Annotated in this window: 14 protein-coding genes; all 14 read right to left on the bottom strand. The window is 34.2% G+C overall.

Annotated features, from left to right (window positions below):
* Positions 1–4 precede the first annotated feature (4 nt).
* Positions 5–2,017 carry a DUF3857 domain-containing protein gene (locus ACWA1F_RS15840; protein WP_456894921.1) on the bottom strand — a complete coding sequence of 671 codons (2,013 nt, stop codon included), beginning with the start codon at positions 2,015–2,017 and terminating at the stop codon, positions 5–7.
* Between the two features lie 34 nt (positions 2,018–2,051).
* On the bottom strand, positions 2,052–3,959 hold the full coding sequence (locus ACWA1F_RS15835; protein ID WP_456894919.1) for a DUF3857 domain-containing protein: 1,908 nt from the start codon (positions 3,957–3,959) through the stop codon (positions 2,052–2,054).
* Positions 3,960–4,023: 64 nt separating this feature from the next.
* Complete coding sequence (gene dtd, locus ACWA1F_RS15830) at positions 4,024–4,476, bottom strand: D-aminoacyl-tRNA deacylase (protein WP_456894917.1); 453 nt, start codon at positions 4,474–4,476, stop codon at positions 4,024–4,026.
* A 102-nt stretch (positions 4,477–4,578) separates the two neighbouring features.
* Positions 4,579–5,556, bottom strand: a complete 978-nt coding sequence (gene rsgA / locus ACWA1F_RS15825) for a ribosome small subunit-dependent GTPase A (protein WP_456894915.1) — start codon at positions 5,554–5,556, stop codon at positions 4,579–4,581.
* A gap of 498 nt (positions 5,557–6,054) precedes the next feature.
* A complete protein-coding gene (locus ACWA1F_RS15820) occupies positions 6,055–7,137 on the bottom strand; it encodes a bifunctional 3-deoxy-7-phosphoheptulonate synthase/chorismate mutase type II (protein WP_053472520.1) in 1,083 nt (360 codons plus the stop codon).
* Positions 7,138–7,149: 12 nt separating this feature from the next.
* Positions 7,150–8,007 carry a prephenate dehydrogenase gene (locus ACWA1F_RS15815; protein ID WP_456894913.1) on the bottom strand — a complete coding sequence of 286 codons (858 nt, stop codon included), beginning with the start codon at positions 8,005–8,007 and terminating at the stop codon, positions 7,150–7,152.
* A 114-nt stretch (positions 8,008–8,121) separates the two neighbouring features.
* Entirely contained in the window at positions 8,122–9,267 is a 1,146-nt protein-coding gene (locus tag ACWA1F_RS15810) for a pyridoxal phosphate-dependent aminotransferase (RefSeq protein ID WP_456894911.1), read from the bottom strand.
* An 88-nt stretch (positions 9,268–9,355) separates the two neighbouring features.
* Positions 9,356–10,183, bottom strand: coding sequence for a prephenate dehydratase (locus ACWA1F_RS15805; protein ID WP_456894909.1), 828 nt, complete (start codon positions 10,181–10,183; stop codon positions 9,356–9,358).
* 428 nt (positions 10,184–10,611) lie between these two features.
* The gene (locus ACWA1F_RS15800; protein ID WP_456894907.1) at positions 10,612–10,914 is read right to left on the bottom strand and encodes a type II toxin-antitoxin system RelE/ParE family toxin; all 303 of its coding nucleotides are present in this window, start codon (positions 10,912–10,914) and stop codon (positions 10,612–10,614) included.
* The gene (locus tag ACWA1F_RS15795; protein ID WP_456894905.1) at positions 10,914–11,120 is read right to left on the bottom strand and encodes an addiction module protein; all 207 of its coding nucleotides are present in this window, start codon (positions 11,118–11,120) and stop codon (positions 10,914–10,916) included. Before ACWA1F_RS15795 ends, ACWA1F_RS15800 begins: the two co-directional genes overlap by 1 nt.
* 190 nt (positions 11,121–11,310) lie before the next feature.
* Positions 11,311–12,474, bottom strand: a complete 1,164-nt coding sequence (locus ACWA1F_RS15790; protein ID WP_456894903.1) for a DUF1501 domain-containing protein — start codon at positions 12,472–12,474, stop codon at positions 11,311–11,313.
* Positions 12,475–12,486: 12 nt separating this feature from the next.
* Complete coding sequence (locus tag ACWA1F_RS15785) at positions 12,487–13,884, bottom strand: DUF1800 domain-containing protein (protein WP_456894901.1); 1,398 nt, start codon at positions 13,882–13,884, stop codon at positions 12,487–12,489.
* Between the two features lie 449 nt (positions 13,885–14,333).
* A complete protein-coding gene (locus ACWA1F_RS15780; protein WP_456894899.1) occupies positions 14,334–16,727 on the bottom strand; it encodes a ribonucleoside-diphosphate reductase subunit alpha in 2,394 nt (797 codons plus the stop codon).
* A 265-nt stretch (positions 16,728–16,992) separates the two neighbouring features.
* Positions 16,993–17,970, bottom strand: coding sequence for a ribonucleotide-diphosphate reductase subunit beta (locus ACWA1F_RS15775; RefSeq protein ID WP_179001755.1), 978 nt, complete (start codon positions 17,968–17,970; stop codon positions 16,993–16,995).
* Between the last annotated feature and the right edge of the window lie 176 nt (positions 17,971–18,146).

The raw sequence follows: 18,146 nt of genomic DNA, 5'->3' as shown, positions 1-18,146 counted from the left end.
CTTACTAAATACGTTTTAAAACGATTTTTTCGGTTTGCTTCGCAATCATACCTTTGTAGTATTCTTTTAACATTTCATACTGTTCTGTCGAAACAATTGCTTCATTGATTTGATTGGTTACCATTATTTGTAAAACATTCTCGTTTTGGGCAATATTAAACTTAAAGCTTCCCAAATTGTTTTCCATATTGTAAGCAACTGCTGCTGGCAAAGTTTCTACAGTATAGCCTTCTGGAATTTTGATAGAAATATTAAATTTATCTGAAAATGGATAACCAAAATCTACTGGGTATTCACGCACTTCCTGTTTGAATGGATTTTTATCCTGAGTAAAGAATAACAGCGGATTTACATAAATTTTACCCCCAATCACTTCACACAAATCATTTCCTGTAAATGAATAAGTCTCAATTGTTGGAGACAAAAGCTCTTTTTCGTTTGTTCTTGAATAATCACTTATTTCAATCTTTCTATTATTATTTTCTAATTTTTCAAGGTATTCCTCCTCCTTCAATTTTTCGAAGTTTGCTCTGCTGATCATTGCATTGTAATCGGTGCATTGTCTTCTAGTTTTTCCCGTGATTTTCCCATTAGCATCAATATCATAATTCAGGAAAACAAAATCATTCGATGCCTTTTTAGGCATTAAATCTATTTCCTCAGAAGAACCGTCTTTTCTTATCAGTCTTCCAAACCAGTTTAGTGTTCTATACGGAAGAACATTTGGAGTTGAGTATTTGTCAGTTGCGTCCAGCAAAATATATCCATTCGGAGTTTCAACTGCTGCAACAACATAGTCAAAAGCATTTCTGTTTGGAAATAATGCAATTCCGTTATCACGTGTGCTTACTAAAACTGGATTTGCAGTTAACCCTGACGAACGCAACATCGCCGTAAGCATTAAATTGATATCTGCAATATTTCCTGTTTTTTCTTTATATGCTTTTTTCACACCATTATCACAGCTATAACCTGTATAGTTGTTCCACTTTACATTTGCTTTTACATAGTTCAGAATTGCCCAAATTCTTTCATTCTGACCATCAATTCCTGTCAGCAGTTTTTTCAAATCCTCTTCAAAATATCCTGTTTTATTAAGCTCTGGACCAAAATCGTCATATTCGTAAATTGTTTTTACAACAGAATTCCAGTCTGTAGAATATTCCTTCATTGGGCTATTTGGAAAATGAACTAAAGACAATTCATGCTGAACGCTTGATGTATAGTTGTCAATATTATTAACAAAACTTTCATCTTTCATCGCTGGAAAATCCTGAGCCACATAAATAGTTTCTGTTTCTATATAATCAATATTATCAGAAGAAAAATTAGTGCTGGAAACACGTCCACCACTTCTTTCTTTACTATTAATCGTAATAGATTTTGAATTTTTTGATGTTGTCACTTTCGGAAAAATATAACCTTTTTGTCTTGGTTTAAAAACATAATATTCCGGATAAGCAACTTTAAACTCTGAATAGTTTACAGGAATCGAGGCCTGAAAATCCCAATCACGAATTATACCTGCATTTGGACATTTTATAGTGTAACGAAATTCGATTACAGAACCTTCTTTTACGTTTGGCATTGTGATCTTTTTTTGCCCTCTGTATTTCGAAATAACTTCATCAAATGAACCGTCACTTTTCAATTTGGTTTTTTCTATTTTCCCGTTCACAAGATTATAGGTCACGGCATCTGCAAAAAATACTCTTTCTTTTAAATTTGTAGTGTTTCGGTACCAAACTTGCTGATTCGCCCATTCGTAACCCTCTTTTTTATAAATCTTAATACGGGTCTCTACATCGGTTGCCATGTAAAAACCATCATTTTGATCATACTCCATTCTGGAAACTCCTTTTTTATAGAGAATTGCCGCAACAGCTGCAGTATCTTTTGGATGTACTTTCTGTTCCAATTCTGCAACAGAGACCTTTCCGAGTTTAAATTCCTGTGAAATCGCTTTGGGAGCGATCAATAAAATCACAGACAGGCTAAATAGTTTAATAATTTTCATTGGTAATTTTTGGTTTGTTTTTGGTTATAATGGTTTAATTTTTTGTCAATATTATTTTGGCGTTATCATTTCTAGAAACTTGTTCCATAAACAAGCGGTATTCATCGTATTCTTTATTCGAATATTTACCTTTGTTTAAGAACATCGATCTCTTGTATGTCAATTTGTTATTGTCTTTTTTGATGATTTCAGTTTTGTATTCTCCAAACTTTCCTTTTAATTCATAGTTTGAAGGCAGAAATTCGATACTAAAACCTTCTGGAAGATTAATCTCAATTTCATCGGTATCCAAATAACCTCTCTGAATTTGAAATGGATTTTTGCGATTTCTAATTCGTTTCACGCTTCCCGTATATTGATTAAAAGCATCAACTACAAAAATCATTTTGTTGCCCGAAAGTGCTCCATAATTTGCAGCGCTTAACTGGACATCTTCGGTAAAACGAATATTTTCTTTATCGTTAGTAAAAGTAATTTTACCTAATTTCAGGTTATTAATATTATCCCAGTAATTTTTATAATGTTCCTCTTTCTCATTTGGCTGCATAGTTTCTACTTGAGATTTAGAAGCATAAACACTTCCTTGAGAAGCTATCTTTAAAACTCCAGAAAAATTTCCAGCTTGATCGATTGTGTACACTCCTTTACCTTCCTGTATATTTCCTTTGTCATCATAGATTTTAGTTCGTACAATTTCTCCACCATCAGGTTTCACAACCAAAACATCGCGATCATCGGTAAATGTGCCCTGATACCCAAACGGATCATCCTGACTTGTACATTCTAGCCAGACATAATTATCTTTATTTGGGATGGCAAGAATCATGTGATTTCCCTGCATCGAAACAAAATCAGATTGAATATCTTCTTTATAACGATCGCCATATAAAATAGTGTTATAAGAAGGAACATCTACAGCCTGCAAAAGTGCTTTGGTATAATTGGATAATGCTTTACAATCTCCATATCCTAAACGATCTACATCATTGGCTAGCATAGGTTTCCAGCCACCGATGCCAACGGCAATATTAACATATCGAGATTTTTTCTGCACATAATCGTAAATGATTTTTGCCTTCTTAATCGGATCTTTTTCATCTCCAACCAAAGCTTTGATTTTTGCTTTTGTTTCTTCTGGCAAGACCGTAGTTCCGGTTAAGATTTTATCGCTATACCATTTTCCGAATGCCTCCCAAGTAGTTGCATTTCCATCAACTCCTTCTAAGTGGAAATTTTCTAATCCCATCATGACTTTTGGGAAAAGATCTGAAGGAGACGGACTAAGATCTTCTTGTTTTTGAGCAGGAATATTCGTTGCTAGATAACTTAAATTGGTATCTGTATCAGCTGTTTTTTTTATATCAAAAAGATCAAATTGAAACTCTTTCTTTTTAAAACCTAATCCTTTTGGATAAGTAACATTCAAAATACATTTTTCTACACTTAAATTATAGCCTCCAATAAAATACCATTTTGGTATAAAGGCAGTATTTGAAGTTTCGACTTCAGAAGTAAAAGCAATTGTAAAAGGATACGAAATTGGTGTGTAGTCTAAATAGAGTATACGATTGTCCGAAAAAAGAGTGCTTCCGCTTACGGCACTCTGATCTCTAAAGTCTTTTCTTTTGATTTTTTTTATCTCATTTCCTAATGCATCATAAACCACAGCTTCAATAGTTTTGACTGAAGTAGTTTTATCATAATGGCTATAGGCATCGATATCTCTTAACCCTTTTTCGTTAAAAACAGAAACGATTCTTTGCGTTTTTATAGCCATGCTTCTTTGCGAAGCAATCACAATATCCATTTGGTCCAAACGAAGGACAGCATTGGCATTTTGTGTTAAACTATCGGGAATAGAAAATATAGGATAAGTGCTCTTTTGAGCAAACGCAGTGAGGTTAATTAAGAATAAAAATAACGCAAAAAAAAGGTTTTTCATTAATAGGGATTTTCGTCAAATATATATTTTTTTCAGAAATCCTTAACAAATGTTTAATAATATTTTATTCCCTGTTTTTGCTATCCATTACAATTGTAACTGGTCCGTCGTTTAGTAGCCTGACTTTCATATCGGCACCAAAAATTCCGGTTTGAACTTTCCTTCCAAACTCTTTTTCTACTGCTTGAACAAACTTCTCGTAAGTCGGAATTGCAAAATCTGGTTTTGAAGCTTTTATATAAGAAGGACGATTTCCTTTTTTCGTTGAAGCGTGAAGCGTAAATTGGCTTACCACAATAATATCGCCGTCAATATCCTGAACAGAGCAGTTCATCACATCATTTTCGTCTCCAAAAATTCTCATTTTCACAATTTTACCAGCCAGCCAGTCCATATCTTCCTGCGTATCGGCATCTTCAATTCCGACTAAAACCAATAACCCTTTTTGAATTTCGGCCGTTATTTTTTGATCTACAGTTACTGAAGCTTGAGAAACTCTTTGGATGACTACTTTCATGAAATTATAAATTGCAAATTATGAATTATAAATTACTTGTTAGACGCAATACATTGCATCGATAGTTTGGAATTTGGGATTTAAAAGATTGGAATTTTAAATTTATTTTCGGGTTTCATCACTTGCCGCACGGTCTTCGCCATACGTATCGGTACGATAATGTTCTTCGTCACCTTCGAGGATTTTCAGGTAACTATTGTAGCGCGACCAAGCAATTTCGTCTCTTTCTAAAGCCGCTTTTATAGCACAATGTGGTTCTTCTTTGTGTAAACAGTTGTTAAACTTACATTGATCTTTTAATCGGAAGAATTCTGGAAAATAACCACTGATTTCTGAAGGCTCCATATCTACAATTCCAAAACCTTTGATTCCTGGTGTATCGATAATTCGAGCATCAAAAGACAAATCGTACATTTCGGCAAAAGTAGTGGTATGCTGTCCTTGTTTGCTCTGCTCTGAAATTACGGAAGTTTTTAAATGAAGAGTAGGTTCTAAAGCATTGACCAAAGTCGATTTCCCCACTCCTGAATGTCCAGAAAACATGCTTACTTTGCCAATCATCATTTCTTTTAGTTTGTCAACACCTTTATTTTCTGTCGAAGAAATGCGAAGACATTTGTAACCAATTTCAGAATAGATGTGCTGTAAATACAACTGATCGTCTAAAGTCTGTTCTGTTAAAGTGTCGATTTTATTAAAAACAAGAATTGCTTCGATTCCGTAAGCTTCGGCTGTAACCAAAAAACGGTCAATAAAACTAGTCGTTGTCGGCGGATTATCAATTGTAATCAGTAAAAAAACCTGGTCAATATTGGAAGCAATAATATGAATCTGCTTGGACAAGTTAACCGATTTACGAACAATATAATTTTTTCTTTCGTGAATGTTGTGAATTGTTCCCGTTACAGCATCTGAAGTTTCATCCAATTCATAATCGACTATATCGCCTACAGCAATAGGGTTGGTACTTTTGATTCCTTTAATTCTGAATTTCCCTTTCATACGGCATTCCACAAAATCCCCTTTTTCAGATTTTACGGTATACCAGCTTCCTGTAGATTTATAAACGGTTCCTGTCATTCTTTAATTTTAGATTTCAGATTTTAGATTTCAGATTAAACCTTAAATCTTTTGCAAAGATAAATGAATATTTTGAACCATATAAGGCATTGAAGAAATATAAGACAAAGACGTTTCATATTCTAATTGATCCAATTTTAAAACATAACCCACGGTTTCTCTGCACAATAATTTAAATTTCTTTTCATACTCTAATTAACATAACCCACGGTTTCAATCGTGGGGACAAAGATTGGAAATATCCATTTTGTTTCTTCAAAGATTGTGGATTTACATTACGTTTCCACGGTTGAAACCGTGGGCTATGTTTATATAGCAAAGAGAAAAAACTTTCTATACTTATATGGTTTAAACCTAAAAAAATCCCCAACTCTTTTTTCAAAGTGTTGAGGATTCTTAAAAAACAATCTACTTTTAATGAATGCTATAAGAAAACTTTAAATCAAGATTTTTAAAATCTAAAATTATCTTATATCACTTATATGGTTTTAGAAAAAATTATGCGTTGAAAATTTTCTCTTGGTGACCGATACTTTCTTGGTGAATTGCTTTGAACATTCTCAAAACAAACTCTTCAGTAAGACCTTTTTTCTCACCTTCTAAAATCATTTTTCCTAAGATTTCGTTCCAACGGTTATTTTGAAGAATGGCAACGTTAGCGTCTTTTTTCACTTGACCAATTTCGTCAGCCACTTTCATACGTTTTCCTAAAAGCTCTAATAAATTAGCATCTAGAACGTCGATGTTAGCTCTTAGTTTTGTCATTTTTTGGCTGTACTCATCTGTAGTATCATCCGTTTTTCTGATAGTCAAATCTTTAATGATTTGTTTCAAAGCATCTGGAGTTACTTGCTGTGCAGCATCAGACCAAGCGTTGTCTGGGTCGAAGTGCGTTTCGATGATCATACCGTCGTAGTTCAAATCTAAAGCCTCTTGAGTTACTTCGAAAATCATTTTACGATCTCCAGTAATGTGAGATGGGTCAATGATTAATGGCAAATCAGGGAATTTATTTTGTAATTCGATAGCAATCTGCCATTCTGGAATGTTTCTGTATTTTGTTTTTTCGTAAGTAGAGAAACCTCTGTGGATAACACCTAATTTCTCAATACCTGCCATGTGTAAACGCTCAACACCACCTAACCATAAAGCTAAATCTGGATTTACAGGATTTTTCACCAAAACAATTTTATCCGTTCCTTTCAAAGTATCAGCAATTTCTTGAACTGCGAAAGGGTTTGCTGTTGTACGAGCACCAACCCATAATACGTCGATATCGTGTTCTAAAGCAAGTTTACAGTGAGCTGCAGTTGCCACTTCAGTTCCCATTAACAAACCAGTTTCTGCTTTAGCTTTTTGCAACCATTTTAATCCGATTTCACCAACACCTTCAAATCCTCCTGGGCGAGTTCTTGGTTTCCAGATTCCAGCTCTGAATACGCTTACTTTAGAATCTTTCAATTCATGAGCAATTTTCAAAACTTGATCTTCAGTTTCTGCACTACAAGGTCCAGCTATCACAAGTGGGTGATTTAAATTGAAATCTTCTAACCACTTTCTCATTTCTTTCTTATTTTCCATTTTTAATTGTGTTTACTTTTTTATAGTTATTCCGTTTAATATTTCTCTAATTTTATTTACACCTTCCATTTCTTCAAAAATGGCGTTGTAATTGTCGTCTGCCAGCAAATCTCTAAATTGAGTCAGATTTGCAATATAACCTTCCAAGGTTTCCAGAACGTATTCTTTGTTTTGTTTAAAAATTGGTGTCCACATTGCGGGTGAACTTTTTGCTAGACGAACCGTACTTTCAAATCCACTTCCCGCCATGTCAAAAATATCCTGTTCGTCTTTTTCTTTATTCATTACCGTTTTTCCGAGCATAAACGAACTAATGTGCGATAAATGCGAAACGTAGGCAATGTGTTTGTCGTGCGAAACGGGATCCATATATCGAATTCTCATTCCGATTGAAGTAAAAAGATTTAATGCTTTCTCCTGTAATTTAAAAGCAGTCTTTTCGACTTCACAAATAATGTTTGTTTTTCCTTGAAACAAACCTCTTATTGCTGCTGATGGTCCAGAAAATTCTGTTCCAGCAATTGGGTGCGTTGCAATAAAATTTCTTCTTTTTGGGTGATTGACAACTGCTTCACAAATTGGTTTTTTAGTCGATCCTACTTCAAAAACAATCGTTTTATCCCCAACTGCATCCAAAACCTTAGGCAAAACCGTCAACGCTACATCTACTGGAACTGATACGATTACAAAATCTGCTTTTTGTAAATCTTCAAAGCTTCCCGCTTCGTCAATAACGCCTAATTCAATTGCTTCCTGCAAATGCTGTTCATTGCTATCGATTCCTAAAATAGTCGCATCAGGATAACGCCCTTTGATGTCTAGCACCATTGAACCGCCTATTAACCCTATTCCTATTACGTATACTTTCATAATTCTTTAAAATTCCAAGTTTTAAAATTCCAAATTCCAACTAGAAAGGCTTCGACTCCGCTCAGCCTGACAATCTGGATAAAAATCTTGGTTCTTGATTCTTAAATCTTAATACTAAAATCGATCAATCGCTTCCTGTACTTTCTCCTCTTTTACACACAATGAGAATCTAATATATCCTTCACCGTTGCTTCCGAAAATGGTTCCCGGTGTGATGAAAATATGTTTCTCATATAATATTTCGTCAATGAACTTTTCTGCTGATTCGATTCCTTCAGGAAGTTTTGCCCAAACGAACAGTCCAACTCCTTCTTTATATACTTTGCAGTTTAATTTTTCTGCCAGCTTTTCAGTTAATTCTCTTCTTCGTCTGTAAATTTTGTTATTATCTTCAAACCAAGATTTATCACATTTCAATGCCGCGATTGCACCTTTTTGAATTCCGTAATACATTCCGCTATCCATGTTGCTTTTTACTTTTAGGACTGCATCGATAATTTCAGGATTTCCTAAAACCATTCCGACTCTCCAGCCTGCCATGTTGAATGTTTTACTTAATGAATTTAATTCTAAAGCCACATCTTTCGCACCTTCAACCTGCAATAAACTCATCGGATTATCATTCAAAACAAAACTATATGGATTATCATTAATCAATAAAATGTTGTGTTTTTTAGCAAAAGCAACCAATTTTTCAAATAACGCTAAACTTCCTCTCGCTCCTGTTGGCATGTGCGGATAACCCAGCCACATTAATTTTACTTTCGAAAGATCTAATTTTTCTAAAGCTTCAAAGTCTGGTTCCCATTGATTTGCTTCTTTCAAATCATAATAAACTGGAACCGCTCCTACCAAATTGGTTACCGAAGTATAAGTCGGATAACCTGGATTCGGAATTAAAACGTGATCGCCTTCATTTAAAAAAGCCAGCGAAATATGCATAATTCCTTCTTTTGAACCCATCAATGGTAAAATCTCATTATTCGGATTCACTTCAACACCAAACTGATCTTTATAGAAATCCGCCATCGCCTGTCTCATTTCTGGCAATCCCTGATAGCTTTGATAACCATGCCCATTCTCGTCCTGAATTGCTGAAGCTACTGCTTCAATTACGGCTTTCGATGGACTCAAATCTGGGCTTCCAATTCCCATATTGATGATCGGTTTTCCTTCAGACATCAGCTGTCTCACTTCTCTTAATTTTGATGAGAAGTAGTATTCTTCAACTGTGTCTAATCGTTTTGCTGTTGTTATCATGATTCTTATTTATTCTCTTTTAGAGTTTTTTATTTTTTAATCCCAAACAATTGGAATTTGGAATTTTTAAATTTTGGAATTTCCTTTTTTATGGCCTTGTGTTTCTATATTCTCCCAACACTTTAAAATATTCTGCCATTATCGTTAATAACGCTTTTGCTTTTGCATAATCTTCGTATTTCTCGAATGTTACGTCTACGAAAAACGAATATTTCCAAGGCGTTTCGATTTTTGGAAGCGACTGAATTTTCGTTAAATTCAATTTGCAATCGCTCATTACATTTAAAACTGCTGCTAAGCTTCCTCTTTTATGATCCAATTCGAATTTGACAGAAGCTCTGTTAATTTCGTTTTCTGGCAAAAATGAATTTTGCTTTTTGATGATTACAAAACGAGTCATATTATTTTTAATCGTTTGAATCGCTGGTGCAATAATATCAAGATCGTACATTTCAGCAGCAGTCTGACTTGCAATCGCGGCAATTCCAGTTAATTTTTTTTCCTGAATTCTTCTCGCCGTTTCTGCTGTATCTTTATCCTCAACCAATTTGATATTTGGATATTGTTTCAAGAAATCCATACACTGTAAAAGTGCCATTGGATGCGAATGAACTTCTCTAATATCTTCAATTTTCTGACCTTTTAAAGCCATTAAATTCTGCTGAATATTTAAATAATGCTCTCCAATTATGTGTAAATTATTCTTGTCAATCAAAGCATAATTTGGGATAATCGGCCCTGCAATCGAGTTTTCAATTGCCATTACAGCTTGATCAGATTTTCCGGCAATAAGGCTGTCGATCAATTCTTCAAAAGACAAACATTCATCAATATCCACATTTTCAGAGAAATACTCCTTTACAACCTGATGATGAAATGATCCTTTAATACCTTGTATTGCAATTTTCGTTGTCATATAGTCAAAAAAAAATCCTGATTTGCATCAGGATTGTATATTAGTTTTATTTGTCTTAAAATTCGATCTCAAATAACCATAGCACAATCCTGACTTCTACTAAAGAAGAAATAAAAGTTGTTGCTAAAATAAAAACGGTTACTTGCCATTTTGTTTGTCTTATTGTTTAAATTCTCTGCGAATGTATAAATTATTTTTAGTGCACCAAAAAAAAGATTGCATTTTATGAAACAAAAAGGGATTTCTTAACAAATTTAGGATGATTTGTATGATAATGTAAAAAAATCGGCTTTTTTTTGAAGGTACTGAGATGGTAAGTTGCTAAGGTTCTGAGATTTTTTTTCGCCACGAATTCACGAATTAGCGCAAATCTTTGTGATTTTATAATCAATTTCTCTAATTTCAAACAGATTAAAAAAGATTCATGTTTATTTTAAACCTAATCTCTTTGACCAATTTTTAGGTGAACGGGAAGTATGAAAAACACCTATTACTATTATTTCATTCTTTTCAAATTTATAATGTATTCCGTATGGAAATCTTGAAATGAAACGAACTTTTACTGTTTTATATCTTTTTTGAAATGCATCTGGATTTCGTACAAGAGTATCTAATCCAGCCTCGAGACACAACTCAAAATCATATGACAATCCAATTCTTTGCTCTTCGTACCACAGCACAATGTCCTCGATATCAAACAAAGCTTCTTTTGTAAACTGAATTTTATGCACTATCTAATAGTTTTCAAATGAGCTTTTATCTCATCCCATGTATACAATTCGGTTTTACCTTCTTCTAAATTTTTTAGTCGAATATCAAGTTCTTTTTCAACTTCACTGGAAATGCTCAATTCTTCTTTAGACACACTATCCCACAATTGTTCGGCCAGAATTATTTTTTCAGCATTACTGTATTGAGACAAGTTTTTAATTTCCATGATTAATAAAATTTATTGATTACAAATTTACGCAAATTTAATAACGAAAAATAATCATGATCTAGGATTAGTTTTTTTCGCCACGAATTCACGAATTAGCGCAAATCGTTGTGGCTATTTATACAAATTGCACAAATTAAACGACTAGATTTTCAAAAAAAAAAATTCGTGAATTCGTGGCGAAAAAACTTTAAAACAATCCCGAAACCGCTTTATTCTTAATCCCAATCTTCGTGTAATCAAAATCGAGTTTTTCTTTTAATAATGAAGCATAGACACTCCTAAAATCTGTTTCGTATTTTAAATCGCCGTTATCTAAGTCTGCTAAGTTTGGATTTTTGCCTAAAATAGTTCCTTTATTATTTCCTCCGATGATGAACATTGGCGCGGCGGTTCCGTGATCGGTTCCGTTGCCGTTGTCTTTTACGCGGCGTCCAAATTCTGAGAAAACTACGATTGTTACATTTTGAAGAAGATTGGCTTGTTTTAAATCTTTATAGAAACTAAATATTGAATCATTTAAATCTGTCAATTTTCTTTCGTGAATGGCCAACTGATTGTCGTGCGTATCAAATCCGTTTAAAGAAGTGTAATATACTTTTGAATTCAAATTTCCTTTTATCAAACGCGCAATCCATTCTAAGTTTTTGGACAATTCTGTTTTTGGATAACTACTTTCCGATTTTGACTTCAACAATGCTTTCTGAATTTCATCTGAACCTTCAGTAACCGAATTGGCGATTTTTCGAACAAAATCCAATTGCGGATTATCAGATAATTTTGAATCTTCCATCTCGCCTTTCACTTTAAAACGATTCGGATCTTTTACCGTAATTGAATTCGGTTCAATTCCTTTCAAAGCCAAATTATCAATCGAGTCTAGATTTACGCCCGCCGTTGGCTGATGTCCGTTGCATTGCAAATCTAAATATCGTCCCAGCCAGCCTTCGTTTACATATTTATTAGAATCCACAGCCGTCTGCCAAATTTCCTGACTTCTAAAATGCGAACGAACAGGTTCTGGATAACCCACATTTTGAATCACGGTTAAATCTCCGTTTTGCTGCATTTGGGCAAAATCTTTTAGCGACGGATGAAAAGCCATTCCTTTATTCTTTCCAACAACAATATCTTTATTTAAAGCAATTTTGGTTCGCAAATCATAATATAGCGGATCGTCATACGGAATAAAAGTATTGAGTCCGTCATTTCCCCCATTCAACTGTACAAAAACAACACATTGTTCGCCGACAATTACATTTTGCTGTGTTCCAAAAGCGTGTAGAAAATCGGGAAGTACGAGCATTCCGCCTGTAAAAGTTCCTGTAAGGGTTAAAAAAGTTCTTCTGTTCATGATTTCAAACTTTTAAATTAATTGATATTCGGGCAGTTTGGTAATGTAATTGAATAACCGAATTACCGCTGCATCTGCATTGGGCTCTTTTGGGTCGAAGTCATATTTCAAAAGGTTTTCCATATCTTTTTGAATCGATTCGTTTGTTTTAAAAAGCAATCGATCTGACAATTCAGAAATAATCGTTTTATTGTTTCCACTGTCATCAAACTGAACCTTGACTTTTACTTTATTAATTTCCAAAACAGGTTTTTCGGGTTCTGCATTCATTTTATTTAGAAATTTCCCTGTAATCGTTCGTCCTTTACAAAGTAGATCTGAAGTATTATTTCGCTGCAAATAAATCTGTGATGTCAGCCAGGAATTTCCTCCGTCCCAACCTTTCACATTGGTTTGATTGTACAAATCCATTCCTTGTTGTTTCAGGAAGTATTGGACCATTCCATTATCGAAATCTTCCATTTGCAATTCATTTGTCAATTGCAGAATATAAACCAGCGGATTTTTAATTTTACTTCCAGCCTTTTCTTTCGCATATTCTTCGGTAAAAATCTTGGTCAATAAAGGCTCAATTTCGAACTTTACTTTTCGGAGATAATCGCCATAATAAGTTACCAATTTTTCTGGCGGATTATCATAAACAAACCATTTTAGAATTTTACGGGTAATGAGATACGGAATATTTTTCTGTTCGAAAATGATATCGGCTAAATCATCAGCTTTCCAATTTCCAGTTTTTCCGAAATAGGTTTTATCGCTATTGTCTTCGATATTTTTTCTATAAACGGCACCATTATCGCCAACATTTAAACCTGCTAAAGCTTTTGCGCCATTTTTAATATCTTCTTCGGAATAATTTCCAATTCCAATCGTGAATAATTCCAGTAATTCGCGACTTAGATTCTCGTTGACTTTTCCTTTTTTATTATCGCCATTATCGAGATATCTTACCATCGCGTTTGATTTCAGAATCTGTTTAGTTAATTCTTTAAAATTGCCAAAAGCATTTTCCCGCAAAATCATATTGTGCTGATAAATCCAGTAATTGACTTTTACTTTCTGCGAAGTCGACACGAAGTGATTGTGCCAAAAGCAGACCATATTTTCACGAAGTGGAAATTCATCAGTTCGCATTTTTTGAATCCACCATTTCTTGAGTTCAAGATTAGAGTAGACTTCTTTCTTTAAAGTTTTCTTTTTGAATTCTGAATCGGCATTTTTTATCGATTCTCGAAGTTCTTTTAATTCCGCTAAAGTTTTGGGATCATCTTGCAGAAAAGCAGGAAGCTCTTTGTCGAATTTTGAGTCGTAAGAATGCTTTAGAAATTTTTCTAATCCGAGTTTTTCTATCTTTTCGGCTTCTTTTCCCGAGAAACCCAAGCGTAAGGACCAAAGACTGCTCTTTTTCATAATTTGGAAATTATTACTATAAGACTCGATTCTCTTTAAAAGGTTTAATTTTTTGAAGAGGCTAAGTCATTGAGGTTCTAAGGTGCTAAGATTTGAATGTGTTTGGTAATAGTTTTAAACGGAGGATTTTTGGAGATATTGTTGTTTTAGTCACGAAGTCACTAAGACAGAAAGTTTTTTTATTTCAAGTTATAATTTGTCATCTCGAAGAACGAGAAACTGATAAGATTGTGAATAATATTCTTATTTATCTTCTAAAATTTGTCTTATGAAAACGAATCTAGCCCCGATTGAAGTGGAAATCCTTTTTATTTTTTCTTTAAAAATAAAAAGATTGCAACGGAAAGCGGGAAACAGCTCCTAAAAAAAAGCAGTTATCAAATGACAACTGCTTATAAATTTAAGAATAAATCTTGCTTCTTTATTCTATTTTCTTTCTTCTAAAAAAATTAAGACCCACACATTTCACAATCCTCAGGATCTGCTGCTTGTGCTTTTAACAACATTGCTTTATAATCTTCAACAGAGATAGCTTCTGTTTCTGCAACTAAGCTTGGTGCGGTTTCCTCTTTTTTATCGTTGTTTAATGTGAATTTAATCGCATCTACAGCCGCTTTTGTTCTTAAGTAATACATTCCTGTTTTTAAACCAGATTGCCAAGCATAGAAGTGCATTGACGTAAGTTTAGAATAGTTAGCATCTTGCATGAACAAGTTCAATGATTGAGACTGATCAATAAAATAACCTCTTTGGCGAGACATATCGATAATATCTTTCATTGACATTTCCCAAACTGTTTTGTAAAGATCTTTTAGGTCTTGCGGAATAATATCAATATTTTGAATAGATCCGTTATGACGCATAATTTCCTGTTTCAATGTCTCGTTCCATAAACCTAGTTTTACCAAGTCTTCTAGTAAATGTTTGTTTACTACAATGAATTCTCCAGACAATACACGACGTGTATAAATGTTTGAAGTATACGGTTCGAAAGCTTCGTTGTTTCCAAGAATCTGAGAAGTTGAAGCGGTTGGCATTGGTGCAACTAACAATGAGTTACGAACTCCATGTTCCATAACTTCTTTTCTTAAAGAAGCCCAGTCCCAACGTCCTGATAATTCCTCATCTTTCATTCCCCACATGTTGTATTGGAATTCTCCTTGTGACATTGGCGAACCTGCAAATGTAGAATATGGACCTTCTTCTTTTGCCATTTCCATAGAGGCCGTTACAGCCGCGAAGTATAATGTTTCAAAAATCTCTTGGTTCAATTGTTTTGCTTCGTCACTTGTAAAAGGCATGCGCAACATAATAAAAGCATCAGCCAAACCTTGCACTCCTAATCCAACTGGACGGTGGCGCATGTTTGAGTTTTCTGCTTCTTTTACAGGGTAATAGTTTCTGTCAATTACTTTATTCAAGTTACGAGTTACACGTTTTGTAACATTGTAAAGTGCGTCGTGATCAAATTTTCCATTATCAATAAACATTGGCAATGAGATCGATGCTAAGTTACAAACAGCGATTTCGTCTTTAGACGTAAACTCCATAATCTCTGTACACAAGTTAGAAGAACGAATAGTTCCTAAATTCTTATGGTTCGATTTACGGTTTGCTGCATCTTTGTACAACATATATGGCGTTCCAGTCTCGATCTGAGATTCTAGGATTTTCTCCCACAATTCACGAGCACGGATTGTTTTTCTTCCTTTATTTTGGAATTCGTAATCTGTGTATAATGCTTCGAATTCTTCTCCATAAACATCATAAAGACCTGGACATTCGTTAGGACACATTAAAGTCCAAGTTGAATCTTCCTGAACACGTTTCATAAACAAATCTGAAGTCCACATTGCGAAGAATAAATCTCTTGCACGCATTTCTTCTTTTCCTGTATTTTTCTTTAAATCCAAGAAATCGAAAATATCAGCATGCCAAGTTTCGATGTAAATCGCAAAACTTCCTTTACGTTTTCCGCCTCCTTGATCTACGTAACGCGCCGTATCGTTAAAAACTCTCAACATCGGAACAATTCCGTTTGAAGTTCCGTTTGTACCGCGAATGTAAGATCCAGTCGCACGAACGTTATGAATAGAAAGTCCGATTCCTCCCGCTGACTGCGAAATTTTAGCTGTTTGTTTTAATGTATCGTAAATTCCATCAATACTATCATCTTGCATTGCCAAAAGGAAACAAGAAGACATTTGAGGTTTTGGAGTTCCTGCATTAAACAACGTTGGCGTTGCATGCGTAAAGAACTTTTTAGACATTAAATCATAAGTTTCAATAACCGATTTTAAATCGTCTAAGTGAATACCAACAGATACACGCATTAACATGTGCTGCGGACGCTCAACGATTTTTCCGTTTATTTTAAGAAGATAAGAACGCTCTAAGGTTTTGAAACCAAAGTAATCGTAATTAAAATCTCTTGTATAGATAATATGAGAATCTAAAAAAGCAGCATTTTCCTGAATCACTTTGTATACGTCATCAGCAATTAATGGTGCATCTTGTCCATTTCTTGGATTTACGTAGTGATACATATCTTTCATCGTTTCTGAGAAAGATTTTTTGGTATTTGAATGCAAGTTAGAAATTGCTACACGAGCTGCCAATTGAGCATAATCTGGATGCGCAATTGTCATAGAAGCCGCCGTTTCTGCTGCAAGATTATCCAATTCAGAAGTCGAAACCCCATCATACAATCCTTCGATAACCCTCATGGCTACCTTAACTGGATCTACGAGCTCATTTAAGCCGTAACACAATTTTTTGATTCTTTCTGTAATCTTATCAAACATTACGGGCTCTCTGTGGCCATCTCTTTTTACTACATACATAAGCTTACCTTTTATAGTTATTGAAAAAATGAAAGTACCTAGAGAACGAACTCCAGCACTTAAACATTGCGTGTTTTAAAATTAATTTTAGAGAATTACCAAATTCTCAATAGTTACTCGTTTCAAATTCGAAAATCGAATTTAAATGCGCCTAAAATTGCTATTGAATCTGCGATTTGGGAAAGAGATTCAACCTTAAAATATTCCTTGTAATCTTTTTTTAGTGCCTCTTGAGGATATAAGACGCTAAAAGTATTTTTGTTGTCTAAAAATCTGCATCAAATGAAATTTTTTGAGCATCACTGTCATTGTTCATCACACCTGACTTTTGATACTCTGCAACACGTTTTTCAAAGAAATTAGTTTTTCCTTGAAGTGAAATCATGTCCATGAAATCGAATGGATTTGCTGATCCGTAAACACGCTCACAACCTAGTTCAACCAAAAGTCTATCGGCAACAAACTCTAAATACTGTGTCATTAAACCAGCATTCATACCAATTAAACTTACCGGAAGAGATTCGGTCACAAATTGTCTTTCGATATCTAATGCATCAACAATAATTTCTTTAATTCTTTCTTTTGGCACTTTGTTTACCAAATGATGATTGTGCAAGTGAACTGCAAAATCACAGTGTACGCCTTCGTCACGAGAAATCAATTCATTAGAGAAAGTCAAACCTGGCATTAAACCACGTTTTTTCAGCCAATAAATTGAACAGAAAGCTCCTGAGAAAAAGATTCCTTCAACTGCAGCAAAAGCAATAAGTCTTTCAGCAAACGAATCTGACTCGATCCATTTTAAAGCCCATTCTCCTTTTTTAGCAATTGCAGGAAAAACTTCCAAAGCATTAAACAACTCTGTTTTTTCTGCTTCGTCTTTTACGTAAGTATCAATTAATAAAGAATAGGTTTCGCTATGAATATTCTCCATCATGATTTGAAATCCGTAGAAAAACTTCGCTTCGGCATATTGAACTTCGTTTACAAAGTTCTCAGCCAGATTTTCATTTACGATTCCATCAGAAGCAGCAAAGAATGCTAGGATATGTTTGATGAAATATCTTTCATCATCATTCAATTTATTATTCCAGTCTGTCAAATCTTGGTGTAAGTCGATTTCTTCTGCAGTCCAAAAACTAGCTTCCATCTTTTTATACCACTCCCAAATATCATGATGTTTAATCGGAAAAATAACGAAGCGATTTTTATTTTCTTGTAATATTGGTTCGATTTGTGACATGACAGATTCTGTTAATTTTTGTATTGAAATTTTGTGCTTAAACAAGCAGTACAAAGATTGTTAATTAACGCCAAAAATAAAAGTCAAACTTATTCACAATCGGACGTAGTTTTTAACAACGACCCAAAATTGCGATATTTTTCAGACAATAATTAATTATTTGTAAATGAGACATT

The sequence above is a fragment of the Flavobacterium erigeronis genome, assembly GCF_054075165.1.
Note: the sequence above shows the minus strand (reverse complement) of the source record. Positions and strands in the feature narration are given on the sequence as shown.